The sequence below is a fragment of the Natronomonas sp. genome, from assembly GCF_046483325.1.
Taxonomy (GTDB): Archaea; Halobacteriota; Halobacteria; order Halobacteriales; family Haloarculaceae; genus Natronomonas.
Genome location: NZ_JAWODL010000008.1, coordinates 1 through 23613, shown reverse-complemented (window position 1 = coordinate 23613; position 23613 = coordinate 1). Strand labels below are relative to the sequence as shown.

Sequence of the window (23613 nt, the reverse complement as noted above, 5' to 3'; positions counted from 1 at the left end):
ATGAGCCAGGGACGAGAAGCCAAAGTGTACGTAAACGGGAGCCTCATCGGCACCCATCCGGACCCGCATAGACTCGCAAACGACATCCGAGAATCGCGACGACGCGGCGAGATCGACGAGATGGTCAACGTCTCGGTTCGCGACCGAACCGACGAGGTCATAGTCAACGCCGACGCCGGCCGCGCTCGCCGCCCGCTGCTCGTGATCGAAGACGGTGAGCCGATCATGGGCGACGAGGAACTCGAAGCCGTCAAGGAGGGCGAACTGGCGTTCGAGTCGCTCGTCGATCGCGGCTACATCGAGTTCATCGATGCCGAGGAGGAGGAGGACATCCTCGTCGCCGTCGATGAGGACGACCTCACCGAGGATCACACACACCTCGAGGTCGATCCCCAGTTGATGTTCGGGATCGGCGCGGGGATGATCCCCTATCCCGAACACAACGCCTCGCCGCGAATTACGATGGGATCGGGGATGATCAAACAGTCGCTCGGACTGCCGAGCGCGAACTACCGGATCCGCCCGGACACCCGACAGCACCTCCTGCACTACCCGCAGCTATCGATCGTCAAGACACAGACCACCGAACAGATCGGCTACGACGACCGACCGGCCGCCCAGAACTTCGTCGTCGCCGTCATGTCCTACGAGGGGTTCAACATCGAGGACGCCCTCGTGATGAACAAAGCGAGCGTCGAACGCGCACTCGCCCGCTCGCACTTCTTCCGGACCTACGAGGGCGAGGAACGGCGCTATCCCGGCGGCCAGGAGGATCGTTTCGAGATCCCCGACGACGATGTCCGGGGCGCCCGTGGCGAGGAAGCCTACACGCACCTCGACGAGGACGGCCTCGTCAACCCCGAGACGGACGTCGGCGAGAACGACGTGTTGCTCGGCAAGACGTCGCCGCCGCGGTTCCTCGAGGAACCGGACGACATGGGCGGGCTCTCCCCGCAGAAACGACGCGAGACCTCGGTGACGATGCGATCCGGCGAATCCGGTGTCGTCGATACGGTCACGCTGATGGAGGGCGAGGACGGCTCGAAGCTCTCGAAGGTAAAAGTCCGGGACGAACGGATCCCCGAACTGGGTGACAAGTTCGCGTCCCGACACGGCCAGAAGGGCGTCGTCGGCCACCTCGCGCCGCAGGAGGACATGCCGTTCACGCAGGACGGTGTCGTCCCCGACCTCGTCGTCAACCCGCACGCGCTGCCGTCGCGGATGACGGTCGGTCACATTCTCGAGATGCTCGGCGGCAAGGTCGGCTCCCTCGAAGGCCGACGCGTCGACGGAACGCCGTTCCAGGGCGAAAACGAGGACGAGCTCCGCGACGCGCTCGTGGAGCGCGGCTACAAGTCCAACGGCAAGGAGATCATGTACTCCGGCGTCACCGGCGAGAAGATCGAGGCGGAAATCTTCGTCGGCGTCATCTTCTACCAGAAGCTCTACCATATGGTCTCGAACAAGCTGCACGCTCGTTCGCGCGGGCCGGTGCAGGTGCTGACGAGACAGCCGACCGAGGGTCGCGCCCGCGAGGGCGGTCTCCGTATCGGTGAGATGGAGCGGGACGTGTTCATCGGCCACGGCGCGGCCATGACGCTCAAAGAGCGACTCCTCGACGAGTCCGACCGCGAGGACATCTACGTCTGCGGGCAGTGTGGAATGAGCGCGGTCGAGAACGTCGAACAACGCCGCGTCTACTGTCCGAACTGTGACGAGGAGACCGACGTCCACGAAGTCGAGATGAGTTACGCGTTCAAACTGCTGCTCGACGAGATGAAAGCGCTCGGGATCGCCCCGCGAATCGAACTGGAGGACGCTGTATAATGTACGGACAAACCCCGAAAGAGATCGGATCGATCAGCTTCGGGCTGATGGATCCCGAGGAGTACCGGAACATGTCGGCCACGAAGATAATCACGGCCGACACCTACGACGACGACGGGTTCCCCATCGACATGGGACTCATGGATCCCCGTCTCGGGGTCATCGACCCCGGGCTGGAGTGTAAGACCTGCGGGAAACACTCGGGTTCGTGTAACGGCCACTTCGGTCACATCGAACTCGCCGCACCAGTGGTCCACGTCGGCCACGCGAAACTGATCCGGCGGTTGCTTCGCGGCACCTGTCGGGAGTGCGGTCGACTGACCCTCGCGGACCCCTCCGACCGGGAGTACCGCCGCGAGTTCTTCAAAGAGCGCGACGATACCCCGCCGCGAACGTGGTTCGTCAGCCCCGAGGACGCCCGATCGGCCCAAGAAAAGGCCGAACAGGCCGCGGAGCGAAAACGCCAGCAGTTCCTCGATCAGCTCGAACGGACCCGAGATCTGGGCGAGGATCCCTCGAACGTGCTAAAGGCGGCGATCCGGCAGGCCCGCGACGCCGACTACTGTCCGTACTGCACGGAGGACGACGACTACCGCAAGGGCTACCCGACGGCCCAGTACGACATCAGCCACGAGAAACCGTCGACGTACCTCGAACAGGGGCCGGTCCCGGACTCGGACATCCGCGATCTGCTCGCCGAAGCGCTCGAAGGCGGCGAGGGCGGCACCGAGATCGAACTCGGCGAGCTCGTCGACGCAGTCAACGACGTCGTCTCGACGTGGGGCGGCGACGCGATGCTCACCGTCGCGGACATCAGCCGGCTGATGAGCGGTCAGGGGCCGGGCGATAGCGAGCGGATCGGCCGCGAGCACGTCTCCTTGCTCCAAATCATCGGTGAGCAGATGTCCTCTGACGGCTCCTTCGGCGGCCGCTTCGAGAAGGCGCCCGCGCCGGACGCGTTCGTCTCCTACAGCGGCGACAAACTGATGCCGAGTAACATCCGGGACCGCTTCGAGGCGATCCCCGACGAGGACATCGAGACGCTCGGGATCGACTCGGAGCGCTCTCGGCCCGAGTGGACGATCCTGACCGTGTTGCCGGTGCCGCCGGTGACGGCGCGCCCCTCGATCACGCTTGATAACGGCCAGCGGTCCGAGGACGACCTCACGCACAAGCTCGTGGATATTATCCGGATCAACCAGCGGTTCATGGAGAACCGCGAGGCCGGTGCGCCACAGCTCATCATCGAGGATCTCTGGGAGCTGTTGCAGTACCACGTCACCACGTTCATGGACAACGAGATCTCGGGAACGCCGCCGGCTCGACACCGCTCCGGCCGACCGCTGAAGACGCTTAGCCAGCGGCTGAAGGGCAAGGAGGGCCGATTCCGCGGCTCGCTGTCCGGAAAGCGCGTGAACTTCTCGGCGCGGACCGTCATCTCGCCGGATCCGACGCTCTCGTTGAACGAGGTCGGCGTTCCGGATCGGGTCGCCAGCGAGATGACCCAGACGATGATCGTCAACGAGCGGAACCTCGACGACGCCCGTCGGTACGTCGCCAACGGACCGGAGGCGCATCCGGGTGCGAACTACGTCAAACGCCCCGACGGTCGCCGCCTGAAGGTCACCGAGAAGAACTGCGAGGAACTCTCGGAGAAGGTCGACCCCGGCTGGGAGGTCGCCCGTCACCTCATCGATGGCGACATAGTTATCTTCAACCGGCAGCCGTCGCTGCACCGGATGAGTATCATGGCTCACGAGGTCGTCGTGATGCCCTACAAGACGTTCCGGCTCAACACAGTCGTCTGTCCGCCGTACAACGCCGACTTCGACGGCGACGAGATGAACATGCACGCCCTCCAAAACGAGGAGGCCCGTGCGGAGGCGCGCGTCCTCATGCGCGTCCAAGAGCAGATCCTCAGCCCGCGCTTCGGCGAGAACATCATCGGCGCGATCCAGGACCACATCTCCGGGCTGTATCTGTTGACCCACGAGAATCCGGAGTTCAACGAGACGCAGGCGCTCGATCTGCTCCGTGCGACGAGCATCGACGGATTGCCGGAGCCGGACACCACCGACGAGGCCGGCGTCGACTATTGGGCGGGCCGGACGATCTTCTCGGAGCTCCTCCCCGACGGACTCTCGCTCACGTTCACCTCCTCGGCCGGCGACGAGGTCGAGATCGTCGACGGCGAACTCGTCTCCGGGACGATCGACGAGGACGCGGTCGGTGCGTTCGGCGGCGAGGTCGTCGACACGATCTGTAAGGTGTACGGCAACACCCGCGCTCGTGTCTTCGTCAATGAGGTCGCCACGCTGGCGATGCGATCGATCATGCACTTTGGCTTTTCGATCGGGATCGACGACGAGTCGATCGAGCGCGAGGCCGAAGAGCAGATCGCCGAGGCGATCGACAACGCCAACGAGCGCGTCCAGACGCTCATCGATACCTACCGGAACGGCGAACTCGAATCGCTGCCCGGACGGACGGTCGACGAGACCCTGGAGATGAAGATCATGCAGACGCTCGGGAAGGCCCGTGACTCCGCCGGTGACATCGCCGACGATCACTTCACCGACGACAACCCGGCCGTGGTCATGGCTCAATCCGGTGCGCGTGGGTCGATGCTCAACCTGACGCAGATGGCCGGCTGCGTCGGTCAACAGGCGGTTCGGGGCGAGCGAATCAACCGCGGCTACGAGGATCGCACCCTGAGTCACTTCAAGCCGAACGATCTCTCCTCGGACGCCCACGGGTTCGTGAAGAACTCCTACCGGAACGGCCTGACGCCAAAGGAGTTCTTCTTCCACGCGATGGGCGGTCGAGAGGGGCTCGTCGACACGGCGGTTCGGACCTCGAAGTCCGGCTACCTCCAGCGGCGGCTGATCAACGCGCTCTCGGAGCTGGAAACGCAGTACGACGGTACCGTCCGCGACACGTCCGACACCATCGTCCAGTTCGAGTTCGGCGAGGACGGCACCTCGCCGGTTCGCGTCTCCTCCTCCGAGGAGTTCAACATCGACATCGACTCGATCGCTGACCGCATCCTCGAGGAGGAGTTCGACTCGCCGGCCGAACGGGAGGAGTTCCTCGGCATCCAAGAACCCACGACGAACATCTCCGAGCACGGCGAGTCGTGGCGTTCGGTTTCGGGTGCGGAGGTGGAATCCGATGACTGAGATCACCGACGAGATGGAGGCCGTCGTCGAGGACAGCGACCTCCCCCGACGGCTGAAAGATAACGTCTACGACGCCGTCGAGGCCCGCGACGACGTGACCGTCGAGAACGTCGAGGATATCACCTACGGCGTCGAGTCGGAGTACCTCCAATCCCGCGTCGATCCGCTCGATCCCGTCGGGACCGTCTCGGCGCAGAGTATCGGTGAACCAGGTACGCAGATGACCATGAACACGTTTCACTACGCGGGCGTCGCGGAGATCGACGTGACGCAGGGGCTGCCGCGGCTCATCGAACTGGTCGACGCGCGGAAGACCCCGGACACCCCGATGATGACGGTTCATCTCGACGGCGTTTACGCCGAGGACCGCGACCGGGCCCACGAGGTCGTCTGGGAGATCGAGGCGACGAAGATCCTCGCGCTGGGTGACGTCTCGACGAACGTCGCGGACATGCTCGTCCAGATCGACCTCAACGAGGAGACGCTGGACGAGCGGTGGCCGACGGTCGGCAGCATCGACGACATCGCCGGCCGGATCGCCGGGACGATCGAGGCCGAACTCGGCGTCGAGACGGATCGTCCGGCGACGACCGTGATCCAGTTCGGTCCCGAAGAGCCCTCGTATCGACGACTGCTACAGCTCGTCGAGGAGCTTCGTGAGATAGTGTTCAAAGGGATTGAGGAGATCAGCCGCGTCGTCATCCGAAAGGAGGATCTCGACGTCGGCGAGCAGTTCGTCCTCTACACCGAGGGGTCGAACCTAAAGAAGGTCCTCGATATCGAGGGCGTCGACGCCTCGCGGACGACGTGTAACAACATCCACGAGATCCACAGCAACCTCGGGATCGAGGCGGCCCGCGAAGCGATCATCGAGGAGACGATGAACACGCTCGAAGAGCAGGGGCTCGACGACGTGAACATCCGCCACCTCATGCTCGTCGCGGACATCATGACGAACAACGGTGACATCGAGTCGATCGGCCGCCACGGTATCTCCGGCAACAAGGACTCGGTGCTCGCGCGTGCGGCGTTCGAGGTCACCGTCAACCACCTCATCGACGCCGCGATCCACGGCGAAGTCGACGATCTCAATGGCGTCACCGAGAACGTCATCGTCGGCAAGCCGATCAAACTCGGCACCGGCGACGTCGATCTCCGGATGGGTGCCAGACAGTCGGGAAGCCCATCGGCGGACGACTAATACACGATCGATCCCGTTACTTCTCATGATCGTTACCCTCTCCGACGAAGCCAGACAGTACATCGCCGTCTTCGACGACGAGACGGACGTCCCGGCAATCGACTGCGTCGTCGACGAAGAGTGCGATCGCCTCGTGTTCGTCGTCCCAGCGGGAACGATGGGCAAAGCGATCGGTCCGGGCGGCAAGCACGTCCGGGCGATCGAGTCGGCGGTCGGCCGCGACGTAACCGTGATCGAAAACGCCGACACGGTGGAGGATTTCGTCGCGAACGCCCTCGCGCCCGCGGCAGTGTACAACGTCACGATCAGCGAAAACGACACGACGATCGCCTACGCCGAGGTCGACCACGAGGATCGGGGCGTCGCGATCGGCAAGGACGGCCGCCGGATCGATATGGCGAGACGGCTGGCGAAACGGCATTTCGACGTCGACGGGATCGAGTTGACCTGATCGGGCCGCGCTTTCTTTCACACGAACTCGCCGTATGCGGACGTTTATCATCCCCCCGGCGAATCACCGAGCGTTCACCGATGATCGAATACGACGCCCGGGAGATCGGCACCGACGAGAACGCGCGGATCATCAAAACCGCGATCACGCCGCGGCCGATCGCGTGGATCAGCACCGTTGACGACGGCGGAATCAAAAATCTCGCCCCGTTCAGTTCCTACAACTACGTCGGATCGAGCCGGCCGGTGCTCATGTTCAGTTCGGCGCCCCGCGCCGCCGGCGACACGAAGGATACCGTCGACAACGTTCTGGCGACCGAGGAGTTCGCCGTGAACGTCGTCACTGAGCCGCTCCTCGAGACGATGGACAAGACGGCGGCGAGTCTCCCGTCCGAGGAGAGCGAGTTCGACTTCGCCGGTATCGAGCGCGCCGAGTGCCGACAGATTGGGCCACCACGGGTGGCCGACGCCGCCGTCACGATCGAGTGTACGCTGTACGACGTCCTCGACGTGTACGACCGCACGGTGATCCTCGGCGACGTTCGACACTACCACGTTTCCGAGGACGTACTGACTAACGGAAAGATCGATTCGCGAAAGCTCCCCACCGTCGGTCGCCTCGGAGGGCCGTACTACACTGTCTCAGAACCGGTGGGGTTCGAGCGGCAGTTCTGACCGTGCTCGGGTAGATACGGGGGCGTTTGATCGAAGTATCCCCGTTCGCCATCGATGTACATCTCATCGGAGCTCAGCACTACCACCGCGGGACGGACCGTGAACGATTCTGGTCATGTCGGCGACTGATGTATGTGTGCGAAAGGCGAATTCCCGTCCTGTTACCCGCAACTCTTCGGGAAATCCCACGAAGAAAAAGATGGTGCTTAAGTAGCTCCGTAGGGAATCAACTGGTACTATGGCGAACGGCAAATACGCCGCGCGCAAACTCAAGAAGGACCGCCAAAAGCATCGGTGGTCCGACTCTGACTACGCGCGCCGTGCCCGCGGACTCGGCAAGAAGTCCGACCCCCTCGAGGGAGCCCCGCAAGGTCGGGGTATCGTCCTCGAGAAGGTCGGAATCGAAGCAAAGCAGCCCAACTCGGCCATCCGGAAGTGCGTCCGGGTGCAGCTCATCAAGAACGGCAAGCAGGTCACCGCATTCTGCCCCGGTGACGGCGCGATCAGCTTCATCGACGAACACGATGAGGTCACGATCGCCGGGATCGGCGGCGCGAAGGGCCGTGCGATGGGCGACCTCTCGGGTGTCAACTACAAGGTCGAGAAGGTGAACGGCGTCTCGATGATCGAACTCGTCCGTGGGAACGCGGAGAAGCCGGTGCGATAATGAGTTCGGACGCCCCCGAACCGGACGCGCCTGCCTCGACCGACGACGAGCGCGTCTCCGCGAAGCTCTTCGACGAGTGGGAGATCGGCGAGATCGAGTACGCCGACCCCTCGACGCGACGCTACCTCTCGGTGACGCCGATCGCTCACACGATGGGCCGCCACTCCGAAAAGCAGTTTAAGAAGTCCGAGATCTCGATCGTCGAGCGGCTGATCAACCGCCTCATGCAGACCGAAGAGAACACGGGCAAAAAACAGCAGGCGACCCGGATCGTCCGCGACGCCTTCGAGATTGTCGAAGAGCGAACCGACGAGAACCCGGTACAGGTGCTCGTGACGGCCGTCGAGAACGCCGGTCCCCGCGAGGAGACCGTCCGCCTGAAGTACGGTGGCATCTCGGTGCCGAAGGCCGTCGACGTGGCCCCGCAACGGCGCGTCGACCAGGCGCTGAAATTCATCGCCCAAGGTACACAGAGCGGCTCGTTCAAGACGACGACGCCGGCCGCAGAGGCGCTAGCCAACCAACTTATCGGCGCGGCGAACTACGATCTGCAGGCCTATCCGATCGGCCAGAAGGAAGAACAAGAGCGCGTCGCCGCCGCGGCGCGTTAATCTCCGTTCGTTTTCTACGTTTGTCGACGTTCGCGCGTTCGGCTTTCATCGCTTCGGGTAGCGCTCACGCTGCCGAAAGCAGTACGTTTTAGCGATCGGACGCGTTCTGTACACGTATGTCACCCTCCTCCTCGTCCGGTCCTCGACTCCGCCGTCGTCGATTCCTCCTCGCTGTCGGTGCCGCCGCGACCGCAGGTGCCGGTTGTGTCAGCGGCGATCAAAACGGCGACGGTTCGACCCCCTCTCCGGAGCCCGAGCCGGTTGACTCCGAGCTCGATCTCTCCGTCGAACACGACATCGAGTCGTGGGATCGCTACGATCCCGGCTGGGAACCGCCCCGGACTTCCCCACTGGACGCGGAACTCGGGACCGAGACGGTCATCGAGAACCTCGAGGTCGGGTGGGACATCGAGTTCGCCGCAAACGGCGACCTGTTCATCTCCGAGCGGGTCGGCCGCATCAGCCGATACGCGTCGGGGGACCTGGAGGCCGTCGTCTCCCCCGAGGACGTCATCGACCACGCCGCGTCTATCGATGACCCCGAGGAGAACGATTGGTGGGCCGGCGGTAGCGAGGGGGGGCTGCTCGGCATCGCACTGCATCCGAACTACCCCGACGTCCCCGTGCTTTATGCGTTCTACACCTACGAAGCGGGTCCGGAGGAGTACCGGAACCGACTCGTCTTCTACGACCTCGACACCGACAACGAGGAGACCGTCGTCATCGACGACATCCCTGGCCACGAAGTCATCCACAACGGCGCGCGGTTGGCGTTCGGCCCCCGGAACTACCTGTGGGTGACGACCGGCGACGCCAACGTCGAGGACCTGCCACAGGACACGGAACGGCTCGGCGGGAAGGTGTTGCGGTTGAATCCCGACGGAACGGCTCCGGATGAAACGCCTGGATTGGGTGATCCACGAGTCTACAGCTACGGCCATCGGAACCCCCAGGCGGTGACCTGGCTCCCGGACGGGACGCCGCTGGTTTCCGAGCACGGCCCGGGGGCCCGCGACGAGGTCCAGTTACTCGAGGCGGGGGGCAACTACGGCTGGCCAACCGTCCGCGGCGGTCCCGACGACGAGGAGTGGGGTTCCTACCCCGACCACGACGACGTGGTGGCGCCGCTCGTGAACACGGGCGCGGGAACGACGTGGGCACCGACCGGCGGCGTCTTCTACACGGGCGAGGCGGTGCCGGCGCTGCGGAACCGCTTCGTCAGCGGCGGCCTCATCTCACAGCGGTTGAACGTCGTCTCGATCTACGACGACGAGCCACCGGACATCGGCGGGACGCGGTACACCGACGACTGGTTGCACCCGACCTACGACGCCGTCGCCCATCCGCTGTTCGAGGACGAACTGGGGCGGATCCGCCACGTCGAACAGGCTCCCGACGGCGCGTTATACGCGATCACGTCGAACCGGGACGGTCGGGCCGAGGGGTCGTTTCCGACCCCTGAGGACGATCGACTGGTTCGGATCGTCCAAGCGTGAGTCCGGGCTCAGTCGGCGGCTTGCTCGTTCGAGAGTGCGTACGCCCGCGTCACGTCCACCAGCGCCTTTCGATACTCCGATTCGTCGGGATCGTCCCCGAGCGAGCGGAAGTGCCGCTTAAATCGCGGTAACGAAATCCCCGGCGCGTCGGCGGCGGCCACGTCCGCGAGATCGTACAGTCGATGGTCGGGGTCGATCGCGTCGTGTCGCTCGAGTAACGCGAGCGCGAACGCGGCGTTGACGGCGGTGATCTGCGGATCGGATCCCGGCGTCATTCGCGTCCACCCCACCGGTGCCTCCGGCATCGATTCGACCAGTGCCCGGGCCAGCGAGGACTCCATGAAGTCGACGAGCTTCGTCGTCGGGCCGATATCGAGCGTGATGTCGTCGGCGTAGATGTCCTTCATATGGTTTGCGATTTGATAACAATGCGAGAGCTTTCGGCGTTCGACGCTGCGGCCGGCGAGCGCCAAAAAGAGCGCCTCCTCCGTCGATTGGACGTGGGATGGATGCTCTTCTTCGTAGCGCGCCATGTGGGCGAACTCGTGGAGCGCGAGTTCTCTGGCCATCGCGGAGGTCGCCGCCCGCCGCGAGACGATAAGTTCGTGGCGGTCGTCGTAGTGGCCGACCATCGTCCGTTCGTCTGGGTTTTCGCGGATCCGAACGACGACCGGGAGTTCGAGGTCGTACTCCGTGGCGAGCAGATCCCGGGCACTGAAAAACGGTTCGATCGACCCACCTCCCCGCACGCGAACGTCCATGTCATTTAATAACATACGCTGTGGCAATTTGACTGTTTCGCCGCCGGCGACCGCCGCCGGGTTCTCCACGCGTCAGTATCCTTTCTTTCGCGCCTGCTGACCGATCGCTATGGCTCGTACGCTACCATCGGCCGCGGGTACAGCGGTTCGAGACGCCATCCCGTTCCTCACGATCACGCTCTTGTGAAGCGTTGTCGTCTTGGTCTCTTAGGGTCCTAGTCACGAAACCGGTCGGAGTAAACTACTGTCCGGTGATTCACGGCTCGGTGTTCGCCCCGCCGCTGATCGGCTTTTTGCACACGTTCTCCGCGAATCGCTTCGGGATACGTGGCGTCGTCGATTATTTAATGATAGATAACACGATGATATATTGTGTGAGAACTTACAGTTAGATAAAACTTAAGTATTTACTATTACATTGGTATGGTATGTCGTGGATTTCACGTCGTGATCTCCTGAAAACTGCTGGTGTATCATCGGCGGCCGTCACTGCGGGTTGTCTGGGTAATGGTAACGGAAACGGCAATGGCGGCGATACGTTTAGGTATGGTGTATTGATGCCGACCTCGGGACCGATCGCATCCGCCGGCGAAGAGGCCGTCGCTGCCGCCGAAATCGCTGTCGATCAGATCGCCAACGACGGTGGTGTCGGTGGGCAAGACGTTGAGATGGAACTCCGGGACACCGAGGCGGACCCCGAAACAGCGGTTGATCGTGCGAGAGCGCTCGTCGATACTGAGGACGTTGACGTACTCGTCGGCGTCATCAGCAGTGCGGTTTCACTTGCCGTTTCGGAGTACGCCGCCGGCGCTGATATCCCTTTTTTAGCGACAGTTGCGCAGACCCCATCGCTTACCGAAGAGGAGTGTCGACGTCAGACGTTTCGAACGACGACGAACGTTCGACAACAGCAGACGGTTGCCGCGGAGTATATCAGTCGTGAAATGGATGATCTCGAGACCGTTGCGTCGATTTCGCCGGACTATGTGTACGGTCGCCAGTCGTGGGAGTTCTTCCAAGAACAACTCTCACAGCGAATGGATTTCGACGTCGTTTACGAAGGATGGCCCGCGTTCCTGAGCGGTGAGTTCCAAAGCGATATTCGCGCTGCACTCGACGAAGAGCCGGATCTCGTACATAGCGTCCTTTACAGCGGCGATATGATCGCGTTCTTCGAACAGGCAAACGAGTTCGACTTCTTTGATCAAGTCGAGTTCTTCGCGGGTGATACACCGATGCACGTCTCTCAGCCGCTCGGCGACTCGTTCGCCGAGTCGTACGCGGTGTCGTACTATTATTACGACCACCCGAACAACGACCCGAACCAGGCATTCGTCGACCAGTATCGTCAACAGGAGGATGCGGTCCCGACGGTGTTTGCGGGTTCGACTCACGTTGCGGTCGATGCGGTTCGACATGCCGTCGATGCATCCGGTGGGACGGATGTCGATAGCATCATCGATGGTTTGGAGGGGCTCACCTTCGAATCGGTGATGGGTGAGACGACGCTCCGTCCCGAGGATCACCAGGCGATCTTCGAGTTCTACCGTGGCGGTCGAATGGCGCAACTCGAAGACGAGGAATTCTACGGACTCACGGAGATGGAGACGTTCTCCAGCGACGAGATCGTCATAGACCCCGTGTGTCAGGTATAATACATTCGTACTGACCACTTACTCGATTTTACACATCCACATGATCGAGACACTAATCATAGTTCTGTCTGAAGGATTGGCGAAGGGGATGGTGTTGTTCCTCGTCGCTGCAGGACTGACCGTCATCTTCGGCGTCCTTGGTGTATTGAATTTCGCACATGGATCGTTCTACATGCTCGGTGCGTATCTGACATTTTTTGTCGCGACCGGGACCGGGCCGTTGTTCTTCGAAAGCTTCTGGCTCGGTGTCGTCCTCGCTGCTATTATCGTCGGGCTCATCGGTGCCCTCATCGAACTAACTGTCATCCGCCCAACCTACGACATGGAGCACGGTGCTATCTACCAGCTGCTTTTGACGTTTGGTCTGTTGTTGACCATCGACTCGACTGCGCGTTGGGTGTGGGGGACGGAGTTCCGATCGATCAGCGTCCCTTCGGAGTTGAGCTTTAGAGTTTCGATCGCGGGCGTCGAAGTCCCGGCGTATGATCTCTTCCTCACTGTATTCGGCTTCGTGATGGCTCTGATTATCTGGTTGCTGTTTACACGGACATCGATCGGGCGGAACACTCGAGCAGCCGCAGAGAATGCCGATATGGCGAACGTGCTCGGCGTTAACGTTCCGGTGTTGTTTACTATCGTTTTTTTTGCCGGCAGCGCTATTGCCGGGCTTGGTGGTGCGCTCGCCTCGGCACAGGCGGCGGTTAGTCCTGACATGGGCGAATCGGTCATCATCGAATCGTTCATCGTCGTGGTGTTGGGCGGACTCGGATCGTTTGCCGGGGCGTTCGTCGGAGCGCTACTGATCGGCCTCGCGGATGCCGTCGTTTTCCAACTCGCGCCGCAGTTTCGTGCATTCGTCCCCTTCGCGCTGATGGCCATTATTTTGCTAGTCCAACCTGCAGGACTCTTGGGTGAGGAGGGAGAACATTGATCCCGAACGTGCAACTTCCACGGACGGTCTCACAGGCAATCTTCACTGTTGGAGCCCTCATCCTCCTCGTCCTCCCGTTACTTTCGCCCTCGCCGTACTACGTCAACCTCGGTATCGACGTGTTGTTCATTTTCCTCTTTGCGTTGAGCTTCAACCTGTTGTTCGGCTATACGGGTCTTTTGTCATTCGGACAGGCAGCGTTCTTCGGCCTCGGGGCGTATATGGTCCCGTTGCTTCTCCGGGGAGAAGCGTTCATGCCGGCGATCGAGTCCTTTCTGCTCGTCATTGTGATTGCAGTTATTGCTGCAGCGCTTCTCGGGGCTGTCATCGGCTTCCTCTCTATTCGGCGTGGCGGCATTTATTTCGCCATGCTGACGCTCGCGTTCAGCATGATGATCTACGAGGGGGCCTTTCGATGGCGGTCGCTCACCAGCGGTGACGATGGGATCATCACGCCGACACCGACGATCGAACTCGGTGTTGCGTCGCTGAGTCTAGGCGATCATATTATCTATTACTACTTTACGCTCCTTATCGTCGCGGTCGCGACGTTTCTCGTCTGGCGTGTCACGAAATCACCGTTCGGTGAGATACTGGTGTTGATTCGGGAAAACGAAGAGCGAACCGAATTTATCGGCGTCAACGTTACTTTGTACAAATGGGCGTCGTTCACACTGAGTGCGGCGCTTGCTGGCCTCGCTGGCGCGATCGCGGCGGCTCACCTTCTCGTTATCTCCCCTGGGACGCTTCATTGGACACGAAGCGCTGAACCAGTTCTCATCACCTTAATCGGCGGTCCAACGTATTTTTTCGGACCGCTAGTCGGAACGATCGTCTTCGTCGCGCTCGAGCAATCTCTCACGGCCGTAACCGACCACTGGGAGGTCTTCGCTGGTCTCGTGTTGATCGTCATCGTTTTGTTCACACCGAACGGCGTCCTCGGACTTTGGCACGAACGAGTCGAACCACGTGTCACAGACGCTGTTGAACGTATCCTGGAGGATTCATGACTGAATATATACTTGAAACGGAGCGCCTTCGAAAGGCGTTCGGCGAACTCCTCGCCGTTGATGATGTATCGGTTTCGATCGAAAAAGAAGGCATTACGGCGATTATCGGCCCAAACGGTGCCGGAAAAACAACCTTTTATAATCTTCTCACCGGTGCATTAAAACCGACGAGTGGAACGATTCGTTTCGGCGGTCGGGATATTACGGCGGATTCGCCGGCTCAACGGGTTCAATCCGGACTCAGCCGGTCGTTTCAGACGACCAACATTTTTCCGAACCTCACTGTCCGACGTAATATCCGTGCACCGGTCATCGCGGGATCGAGTAAAAAGTATAATTTCGTTGGGTCCATCGATGATGGCTCCGTGGTTGCTGAGCGAACGAAGGGAGTCCTCGATCTGTTCGACCTAACAGAGTTAGCCGACGAACCAGTCGCTAATCTCTCGTACGGCGATAAGCGTCGCGTCGAGATCGGCATCGCAATGGCAACCGATCCGGACCTCGTGTTGCTCGACGAGCCGACGGCCGGGATGAATCCGACTGAGCGCGATGTTATCATCGAGTTGCTGGTGAAATTAAACGACGAGACGGATACCTCGATCCTGATCACAGAACACAACATGGATCTCGTTTACCGGATTGCCTCGCGTATACTCGTTCTCCACAAGGGAACGACCATTGCTGACGGAACACCCGGCGATATCCAAACCAATGAGCTGGTTCAAAAGGCGTATCTCGGTGGTGAGCGGTCCATCGATCGATCGACGACGAGGTCCCGACGGAACAGTGAAGACTCCCCCTATCTGCGGGTCGACGACTTGGAAACATTCTACGACGAAACCCAGGCGCTGTTCGGCATCTCCTTCGACGTCATGGAGGGTGAAGTCGTGGCACTACTCGGTCGGAACGGCGCTGGAAAGACCACAACGCTCAGGAGTATCACGGGTATCACCCCGTCAGTCTCCGGCTCGATAACGATCGATGGCGAGGAGGTTCAGACTAAACGACCGTTCGAAATCGCGAGAGGTGGCGTCGGCTACGTCCCCGAACACAAGGGTCTCTTCAGCAGTCTCACCGTCGAAGAGAACCTCGATATGACCGTCTCTGATGATAGTGCATGGACGAAAGAGCGACTTTACGAGACGTTCCCTGTACTCGAAGAGAAGGCCAACTCGACGGCAGATCAGATGAGCGGCGGGGAACAACAGATGCTCACGATCGCTCGAGCGCTCGGCTCGAGTCCGGATCTCTTACTTCTCGACGAACCGAGTATCGGTCTTGCTCCGGTCATCATCGATAATATCGAACGCGTGATCAAAAATATAAGCGGGGAGGACGTGACGATCCTGCTAACCGAGCAGAACACGAACCTGGCACTTTCGGTCGCCGACTACGTTTATATCGTTCAAAAGGGTGAAATCGTTTGGGATGGTTCGACGGAGCGACTGCTTGAACAGGAGGATCTGCTCGAACAGTACGTTGCGGTCGGGAAGGAAACGGAGTAGCGTCTTCGGGTATTCAGGTTCGCCCGTTCCACAGCAACTCTGGAGAACACCGAATACGAATCCCCACGGAACGTCGAAGCGTAACACTTCCACGTCGTCAGCAGTCGGTCACTCCTCGACCGTCTCCGCGTCGGGATCGACGTCGGCTTCGTCGTCCCGAAGCTTGAACTTCTGGACCTTTCCGCTCGGGTTTTTCGGGACGCTATCGACGAAATAGTACTTCCGAGGGCGTTTGAAATCGGCGATTCGATCGCTTTCGAGCATGAACTCGTCCAGCTGTTTGGCGGTCAGCTCGTCCCCGCCGACGATGTAGGCGACGACCCGTTCACCCCATTCGTCGTCTGGCTCGCCGAGGATCGCGGCCTCCTCGACCAGTTCGTGTGAGTAAAGCGCATCCTCGACCTCAGCCGGGTAGATGTTTTCTCCGCCGGAGATGATCATATCATCCTTTCGGTCGACGTGGTAGAGGTAGCCGTCCTCGTCGAAGCGGCCGAGATCGCCGGAGTAGTACCACTCGGTTCCATCCTGTTCTCTGAGTGACTGTCTCGTCGCCTCGGGGCGGTTCCAATACTCACGCATCGTACACGGTCCCGAGATGATTATTTCGCCAATTTCGCCCCGTTGGACCTCTTGATCCGGATCTGCGTTGGGTTCGACGACGCGGACCCGGTGGTTGAGGGCCGGCAATCCGGCTGCTCCCTGTTTTGGAAGTTGATCTTCGGGCCGCTGGAAGACGCCACAGGGACCGATCTCGGTCATTCCGTAGGCCTGGACGTAATCCTCACAGAGGTGTTCCATCGATATCTTCAACACTTCCTCGGGCATCGGGGCCGCGCCGTAGAGTCCTCGCTCCAGGGATGAAACGTCGATGTCCGTCTCGGCGACCGTTCGAGCCAGCGCGTTCCAGACCGTCGGTGCGGCGAACATCAGCGTCACGTCGTGGGTTTCGATCGCTTCGAGTGCCTGTCGTGGCTCAAACTCGTGGTGGATGACGTTGGTCGCACCCCGGTGAACGCGAGGGAAAAGCATGGCGTGAAGCTCCGCACAGTGGTACAGAGGAAGAATGGATAATCCGACGTCGTTCCGAGTGATGTTCAACTCGGCGGTAACGATGAGGCTTTGATCCACCATATCCCGGTGCTCGTGAACGACGCCTTTGGGTCGACCGGTTGTCCCGGAGGTGTAAATGAACGCGTACATATCGTCCTCGGCGACGACGATATCGGGGTTCTCCGGGGAGCCGGATTCGAGAAGCGCATAGAAATCCCGCGTGTCATCGGGAACGTCGTCGTCGACGAAGACGAACTCATCGACGGTGTCCAGATCGGGACGTGCGCCCTCGACGGCGGCCTCGGTGTCCGATTCGTAGATCAGCATTTTCGCCTCTGCGTCGTTGACGATGTACTCGATTTCTTTCGCGGGCAACCGGAAGTTCAACGGCGTAAACACGGCCCCAATCTTTGCACAGGCGTAGACGGTAAGCGCGATCTCCGACCCGTTATACAGGACGGTCGCGACTCGATCACCCTTCTCAATGCCGAACTCAAGCATCGAGTTCGCCAACCGGTTTACGCGCTCGTCGAACTCCCTGTAAGTCCAGCGGTGATCCTTATATGGATAGACGATCGCGTCGTTTTCCGGATATCGTGCGACAGTTTGTTCGAGTGTATCACCGATAGTGGAGTAGTCCGCCATATAGTCCCTATTTACCACTATCTTATAATATATTTTTGTGATCGTTAGTAAAAATCCCCCCCGGCAGAATGTTCGATCGTAAGCCGGCTACAGACCCTGTTCGGAACACAGATCGACCCTTCTCGTTGTCACGTTCTGGAATCTCGAAACACTACCCTTTTCACGCTGCTGTCGAAAAGAGGCAGTATAATGGGCCGACGCAAGAAGATCGTACAGGAATGTGAACGGCTGATGGACGAGCCGGAGAACATCCGGAACATCGCCATCGCCGCTCACGTCGACCACGGAAAGACAACACTGACGGACAACCTCCTCGCGGGCGCGGGGATGATCGCCGACGAGAGCGCGGGTCAACAGCTCGCGATGGACACCGAGGAGGACGAACAGGAACGCGGGATCACCATCGACGCGGCGAACGTTTCGATGACCCACGAGTACGAGGACACCAATCACCTGATCAACCTCATCGACACGCCCGGCCACGTCGACTTCGGCGGCGACGTGACGCGTGCGATGCGCGCCGTCGATGGCGCGCTGGTAGTCGTCGACGCCGTCGAGGGCGCGATGCCCCAGACGGAGACGGTGCTCCGACAGGCGCTCCGTGAGGGCGTCAAACCGGCGCTGTTCATCAACAAGGTCGATCGCCTCATCTCGGAGCTTCAGGAAGGTCCCGAGGAGATGCAGCGGCGTCTCATGGGCGTCATCGCGGACGTGAACGAACTCATCCGCGGGATGACCGAGGAGATGGACGACATCAACGACGACTGGTCCGTCTCCGTCGAGGAGGGGACCGTCGGCCTCGGCTCCGCGCTGTACAAGTGGGGCGTCTCGATGCCGTCGATGCAGCGAACGGGGATGGATTTCGGCGACATAATCGACCTCGAGCAGGCCGACAAGCGTCAGGAACTCCACGACCGGACGCCGCTTTCGGACGTCGTCCTCGATATGGTCTGTGAGCACTTCCCGAATCCGGTCGACGCCCAGCCCCGCCGTATCCCGCGCATCTGGCGCGGCGACGACGAGTCCGAGATCGCCAAGACGATGCGGTTCGTCGACGAAGAGGGCGAGGTCGTGTTGATGGTCACCGATATCGGTATCGATCCCCACGCCGGCGAGATCGCAGCCGGACGTGTCTTCTCCGGCACTATCGAGAAAGGCCAGGACCTCTACATCTCCGGAACCGCGGGAACGAACCGCGTCCAGAGCGTCGGCATCTACATGGGTGGCGAGCGCGAGGAGGTCGAACACGTCCCGGCCGGCAACATCGCCGCCGTGACCGGTCTCCGCGACGCAATCGCCGGCTCGACGGTCTCCTCGGTCGAGATGACGCCGTTCGAGTCGATCGAGCACATCTCCGAGCCGGTCATCACGAAATCCGTCGAGGCGAAGACCATGGATGACCTGCCGAAGCTCATCCAGACGCTCCAGCAGGTCGCAAAAGAGGATCCGACGATCCAAATCGAGATCAACGAGGACACGGGCGAACACCTCATCTCCGGCCAGGGTGAACTCCACCTCGAGGTCATCACCCAGCGTATCGAGCGCAACCAGGGGATCCCGGTCAACACCGGCGAACCGATCGTCGTCTATCGTGAAGCGCCCCAGAAAGCCTCCCGCGAGGTCGAGGGTCGCTCGCCGAACAACCACAACCGATTCTACATCACCGTCGAACCGCTCGGCGAGGACATCGTCGAGACGATCAAACGCGGAGAGATCTCGATGGACATGCCCGAACTGGAGCGCCGTGAATCGATCATGGAACAGGGCATGGACAAGGACACCGCTCAGAACATCGAGCACATCTACAAGAACAACGTGTTCATCGACGATACGAAGGGTATTCAACACCTCAACGAGACGATGGAACTCGTCATCGAGGGACTCGAGGAGGCCCTCGAAGACGGGCCACTGGCCGCCGAGCCGGTCGAGGGTGCGCTCATCCGGCTCCACGACGCCCGACTCCACGAGGACGCCATCCACCGCGGACCCGCGCAGGTCATCCCCGCGGTTCGCCGCGCCGTCCACAACGCGCTGATGGACGCGGAGATCAAACTGCTCGAACCGATTCAGCAGGTCCGTATCGACGTGCCCAACGAGCACATGGGCGCCGCCTCCGGCGAGATTCAGGGCCGTCGTGGTCGCGTCGACGACATGTACCAAGAGGGGGATCTGATGGTCGTCGAGGGGATCGCGCCCGTCGACGAGATGATCGGTTTCTCCTCGGATATCCGGAGCGCGACCGAGGGTCGCGCGTCGTGGAACACCGAGAACGCCGGTTTCCGCGTCATGGCCGACAACCTCCAGCCGGAGATCATCCAGGAGATCCGCGAGCGAAAGGGCATGAAGCTCGAACTGCCCGAACTGGTTGATTACTTCTAGACCCTCTGCCTTCCGTCCGCGGCGGCGGTTCACACCGCTGAATGTCCGCTTTCATCCCCGTTTTGGTCCCCGTCTTTGTGTTCAGGAGGGTCACCGCGCCTCCGACGCCAAACCCATAAGAGGCGTCTGGTCGGAGAAACGACATGGCCCACCGTCTCGACGAGATCGATCGACGCATTATCCACGCGCTGATGGACGACGCCCGGAACACCTCCGCCCCGATGATTGCCGAGGGGCTGAACGTCTCGGCCGGAACAGTCCGAAATCGGATCGACCGCCTCGAAGAGGAGGGCGTCATCCAGGGATACACCGCGACCATCAACTTCGAGCGGGCTGGCGGACGGCTCACCTCGTTGTATATGTGTACGGTTCCGGCGGCCGACAGGGAGCGCCTGGCGCTCGCCGCCCAGTCGATCCCCGGTGTGATAAACGTTCGAATCCTGATGGCCGGCCGACGGGACCTCCACGTCGTCGCTGTGGGCGAAGACACGGAGGATCTGCGGGCGATCGCCCGGTCGCTTTCGGAGTTGGATATACAGATCGAGGACGAGGAGTTGGTCCAGACCGAAATCCGGAGCCCTTACGCCCCTTTCAGAGCCGAGGAGTCCGAACAGCCATCCGGCGCGACGGATATCGTCACCCTTGCCGACGGTGCCGACGTCATCGAGGTCGGAGTCGCCGACGGCGCCCCCGTGGTCGGCTATTCGATCCCGGACGCGAGGGCGGACGGACTGCTCCCCGACGCCCTCGTCGTCGTCTCGATAGAACGGGACGGCACGATCATCCAACCCGATGAGGAGACGACGATCAGAACCGACGACGTGGTGACGCTTTTGCCCCGCACGGCCTCCCGCGAAGAAATTCTGTCTGCCTTTTCGGGCGACGGCGGCCCGTGAGCCCTCGGTTTTCGATCGACAAGACTCAACGCTTGTGATCTGTTTTACACCCGGTCGATCTCATGGTACTCTCCACAGAGTGCGATACCGATCGGTTCGCCTCCCGATTTCGGATTAGCCAACGAGGCGGTACTGCTGCCACGGAGTACTTTTACCACAATATTGGTGGGAGTATTCTTCTGAATCCGAAATACCTTTCAGTTATTGTATAGTATGTACGGGTAATGCCCGGCCACGATCTGGAGCGGAGCCTCGGGCTCTACTCCACGATGATGATAAGTATGGGGGCAATGATCGGCAGCGGTATTTTTGTCCTTCCGGCGCTGGGGTACAAGAAAGCCGGACCGGCAGTGATTCTCGCGTACGTGCTGGCCGCGATAGTCGTGCTGCCGGCGGCGCTCTCGAAAGCTGAGATGGCGACAGCGATGCCCGAATCGGGCGGGACCTACCTGTACATCGATCGGGCGCTGGGGCCGCTGTTCGGAACTATCGCCGGACTCGGTGCCTGGTTCTCACTGACGTTCAAGAGCTCCTTTGCGCTCGTCGGTCTCGGCGCGTACCTGCTGCTTTTCGCGCCGATCTCTCAGGGTGCGATCACGTTCGTCGCCCTCGGGCTCGGGGCTTTGATCATCGCGCTCAACATCTCGGGGACGAAACTCAGCGGCCAAGTGCAGGCGATCGTCGTCTCGCTGGTGCTGGTTGGCCTGCTCGCCTACACGGTCAACGCCGGCGTCACCGCTGACGTCGGACGGTTTACACCGTTCGTTACAAAGGGCGGTGGCGGTGTCGTTACCGCCGCCGCGTTCGTGTTCGTCTCCTTCGCGGGCGTCACAAAGATCGCCAGCATCGCGGAAGAAGTGAAAAACCCCGGCACGAACCTCCCCAGAGCCATGATCGGGTCCATGGCGATCATGACTCTCATCTACGTCGCAGTCATCGCTGCGATAGTCGGGCTGGCTAACCCGGACGATCTCATACACGGCGGTCCCAACGGTGGCGCGTCACTCACGCCGATGGCCGACGGCGCCGGCGCGTTGTTTGCCGGTTCGGGGGTCCTCATTATTTCGGTGGTCGCGATCGTCGCCCTCACGAGCATGGGTAACGCCGGCGTGATGTCTTCCTCACGCTTTCCGCTTGCGATGAGCCGCGACAACCTGCTCCCGCCGGCCTTACAGACCATCGACGACCGCCTTGCGACGCCCCGGAACTCAATCCTGCTCACTGGGACTGTGCTGCTCGGACTGATCGCGTTCGTCCCCGTGATCGAGTTGGCGAAACTCGCGAGCGCGTTCAAGATCCTCGTGTTCTCGATCATCAACGTCGCGTTAATCGCCTTCCGGGAGGCCGACATGCCCTCGTATGAACCGGAGTTCACCTCGCCCGGCTACCCGTACGTGCAGGTGTTCGGTCTGGTCGCTGGGATCGGGCTGCTCACCCAGATGGGGACGCTCCCGATCCTCGGTGCGGCCGGGATCACTGCCGGCGGAGTGGTGGTGTACCTGCTGTACGGGCGGTCCAGAACCGACAGAACCGGCGCGATCGGATCGATTCTCGCCGACAACTACGAGCGCGTCGAGGACGTGCCACCGACGGAAACCGACTGAGCGCTCCTGACCGGTTTGCTCGGTCAGTCCCGTCGTTGCAGACTCAGTAGTCTCGGCGCACGACGATGACCGGATTGCCGGTCGCGTTCCGGATGCGGTCCGGAAGCGTCCCGAAGATCCGGTCGCCGAGGCGGGATTCGGCCTCGTACATCACGACCGCGTCGTACTCAGAGGCGACGCGGATAATCTCGTCGTCGTGGCTCCCGGCGTCGCTGATGCGCGTGTCCACCGCATCGGGTTCGAACCCGGCTTCGAGTAACCCCTCGCGGGTCTCCGTGAGGATCTCTTCGCCGCGTTCGTGACTGTCTTGCCCCTCGAGGACGTGAAATAGGGTGATCGTGTTCGTCGTGTCTTCACAGAGCACGTCGACGAACCCCGGAAGCCGATCGAACTCCGCGACGTCGGGCAGTGGGACGAGGATCCGGTCAACACCCTCGGTCGGAGCCGGGTTGAGTTCCGCCGCGCACTCCTCCTCGATCGCGACCCGGTCGATCGTGGCTGCCCGGTTTTTGCCGAACACCAGCCGAGTCCGAACGTCGGCTCCCGCTCGAACGAACGGTTCGGCGAGTCCCTCCAAGTGCTCTGTCACCTCGTCTTCGAACTGTTCGCGCGCCGATTCCGTCGGCGTCTGCTCGGGGACATCGTAGTGGCCGAGCAACACGATATCCAACGATGATAGATCCTCGACCAGTACCGGCGAGATCGGTTCTGGATCGGGAAACTCAAACGGGATCAGAACGCTATCGGCCATATCGACACTTCGCGTCGGCGACGGAAAAATCGGTCGGGAAATCCGGCGGAGTCGGTCGTCCATCTGCAGCGGACCCATCGAGCGCATCCTGTCGACCCCTGGTCAGTCGGATCCGTGCCTCCGCGGCCCGTTCGAACCGTCTCTCGCCGATTTCGACGATGTCGCGGTCACGCTTGCGAATGGCGGCGCTCTTATAACTGGCCGGACAGAGATACACCTAATGAGCGAACGTACGGAGGTGCGTCGATGAGCGAGACTGATACGAACTCGTACACGGTTCGGCTGGAACTCGTCGACGAGCCCGGCGAACTGCTGCGCGC

At 61.2% G+C, this 23613-nt stretch carries 18 protein-coding genes; 15 read left to right on the top strand and 3 right to left on the bottom strand.

Features of this window, described 5'->3' with window-relative positions:
- The 8 genes from rpoB (at position 1) to R6U53_RS01420 (ending at position 10106) form a co-directional block, all read left to right on the top strand.
- Positions 1–1827: a DNA-directed RNA polymerase subunit B gene (gene rpoB / locus R6U53_RS01455; RefSeq protein WP_410320602.1), complete on the top strand. Its 1827-nt coding sequence runs from the start codon at positions 1–3 to the stop codon at positions 1825–1827.
- Positions 1827–5006, top strand: coding sequence for a DNA-directed RNA polymerase subunit A' (locus tag R6U53_RS01450; protein ID WP_410320601.1), 3180 nt, complete (start codon positions 1827–1829; stop codon positions 5004–5006). Before rpoB ends, R6U53_RS01450 begins: the two co-directional genes overlap by 1 nt.
- On the top strand, positions 4999–6207 hold the full coding sequence (rpoA2, locus tag R6U53_RS01445; protein ID WP_410320600.1) for a DNA-directed RNA polymerase subunit A'': 1209 nt from the start codon (positions 4999–5001) through the stop codon (positions 6205–6207). The genes R6U53_RS01450 and rpoA2 overlap by 8 nt, the downstream gene beginning before the upstream one ends.
- A gap of 25 nt (positions 6208–6232) precedes the next feature.
- Positions 6233–6658 (top strand): NusA-like transcription termination signal-binding factor, encoded by a 426-nt coding sequence (locus R6U53_RS01440; protein ID WP_410320599.1) that lies wholly within the window; start codon positions 6233–6235, stop codon positions 6656–6658.
- Between the two features lie 80 nt (positions 6659–6738).
- Positions 6739–7332, top strand: coding sequence for a flavin reductase family protein (locus tag R6U53_RS01435; RefSeq protein ID WP_410320598.1), 594 nt, complete (start codon positions 6739–6741; stop codon positions 7330–7332).
- A 238-nt stretch (positions 7333–7570) separates the two neighbouring features.
- Complete coding sequence (locus R6U53_RS01430; protein ID WP_015410678.1) at positions 7571–7999, top strand: 30S ribosomal protein S12; 429 nt, start codon at positions 7571–7573, stop codon at positions 7997–7999.
- Positions 7999–8610, top strand: a complete 612-nt coding sequence (locus R6U53_RS01425; RefSeq protein WP_410320597.1) for a 30S ribosomal protein S7 — start codon at positions 7999–8001, stop codon at positions 8608–8610. The genes R6U53_RS01430 and R6U53_RS01425 overlap by 1 nt, the downstream gene beginning before the upstream one ends.
- Positions 8611–8726: 116 nt before the next feature.
- Positions 8727–10106 (top strand): PQQ-dependent sugar dehydrogenase, encoded by a 1380-nt coding sequence (locus R6U53_RS01420; RefSeq protein WP_410320596.1) that lies wholly within the window; start codon positions 8727–8729, stop codon positions 10104–10106.
- A gap of 8 nt (positions 10107–10114) precedes the next feature.
- On the opposite strand, the gene R6U53_RS01415 is transcribed toward R6U53_RS01420, so the two are convergent.
- Positions 10115–10867 (bottom strand): DUF5781 family protein, encoded by a 753-nt coding sequence (locus R6U53_RS01415; protein ID WP_410320595.1) that lies wholly within the window; start codon positions 10865–10867, stop codon positions 10115–10117.
- Between the two features lie 428 nt (positions 10868–11295).
- Between R6U53_RS01415 and R6U53_RS01410 the strand changes: the two genes are divergently transcribed.
- Genes R6U53_RS01410 through R6U53_RS01395 form a run of 4 tightly spaced genes read left to right on the top strand, consistent with a single transcriptional unit; the run spans position 11296 to position 15968 of the window.
- Entirely contained in the window at positions 11296–12522 is a 1227-nt protein-coding gene (locus R6U53_RS01410) for an ABC transporter substrate-binding protein (protein WP_410320594.1), read from the top strand.
- 40 nt (positions 12523–12562) lie between these two features.
- Positions 12563–13453: a branched-chain amino acid ABC transporter permease gene (locus R6U53_RS01405; protein WP_410320593.1), complete on the top strand. Its 891-nt coding sequence runs from the start codon at positions 12563–12565 to the stop codon at positions 13451–13453.
- Positions 13454–13461: 8 nt separating this feature from the next.
- Positions 13462–14463, top strand: coding sequence for a branched-chain amino acid ABC transporter permease (locus R6U53_RS01400; protein ID WP_410320592.1), 1002 nt, complete (start codon positions 13462–13464; stop codon positions 14461–14463).
- Positions 14460–15968 carry an ATP-binding cassette domain-containing protein gene (locus tag R6U53_RS01395; protein ID WP_410320591.1) on the top strand — a complete coding sequence of 503 codons (1509 nt, stop codon included), beginning with the start codon at positions 14460–14462 and terminating at the stop codon, positions 15966–15968. Before R6U53_RS01400 ends, R6U53_RS01395 begins: the two co-directional genes overlap by 4 nt.
- 108 nt (positions 15969–16076) lie before the next feature.
- Here R6U53_RS01395 and R6U53_RS01390 read toward each other — a convergent pair whose 3' ends face one another.
- Positions 16077–17663, bottom strand: a complete 1587-nt coding sequence (locus R6U53_RS01390; protein WP_410320590.1) for a long-chain-fatty-acid--CoA ligase — start codon at positions 17661–17663, stop codon at positions 16077–16079.
- 189 nt (positions 17664–17852) lie between these two features.
- On the opposite strand from R6U53_RS01390, the gene R6U53_RS01385 reads away from it, so the two are divergent.
- The 3 genes from R6U53_RS01385 (at position 17853) to R6U53_RS01375 (ending at position 22542) form a co-directional block, all read left to right on the top strand.
- The gene (locus tag R6U53_RS01385) at positions 17853–20042 is read left to right on the top strand and encodes an elongation factor EF-2 (protein ID WP_410320589.1); all 2190 of its coding nucleotides are present in this window, start codon (positions 17853–17855) and stop codon (positions 20040–20042) included.
- 143 nt (positions 20043–20185) lie between these two features.
- The gene (locus R6U53_RS01380; RefSeq protein WP_410320588.1) at positions 20186–20938 is read left to right on the top strand and encodes a winged helix-turn-helix transcriptional regulator; all 753 of its coding nucleotides are present in this window, start codon (positions 20186–20188) and stop codon (positions 20936–20938) included.
- Positions 20939–21162: 224 nt separating this feature from the next.
- Positions 21163–22542 (top strand): APC family permease, encoded by a 1380-nt coding sequence (locus R6U53_RS01375; RefSeq protein ID WP_410320587.1) that lies wholly within the window; start codon positions 21163–21165, stop codon positions 22540–22542.
- 43 nt (positions 22543–22585) lie between these two features.
- Here the strand turns inward: R6U53_RS01375 and R6U53_RS01370 are convergent, their stop codons facing one another.
- On the bottom strand, positions 22586–23293 hold the full coding sequence (locus R6U53_RS01370) for a universal stress protein (protein WP_410320586.1): 708 nt from the start codon (positions 23291–23293) through the stop codon (positions 22586–22588).
- Positions 23294–23613 lie beyond the last annotated feature (320 nt).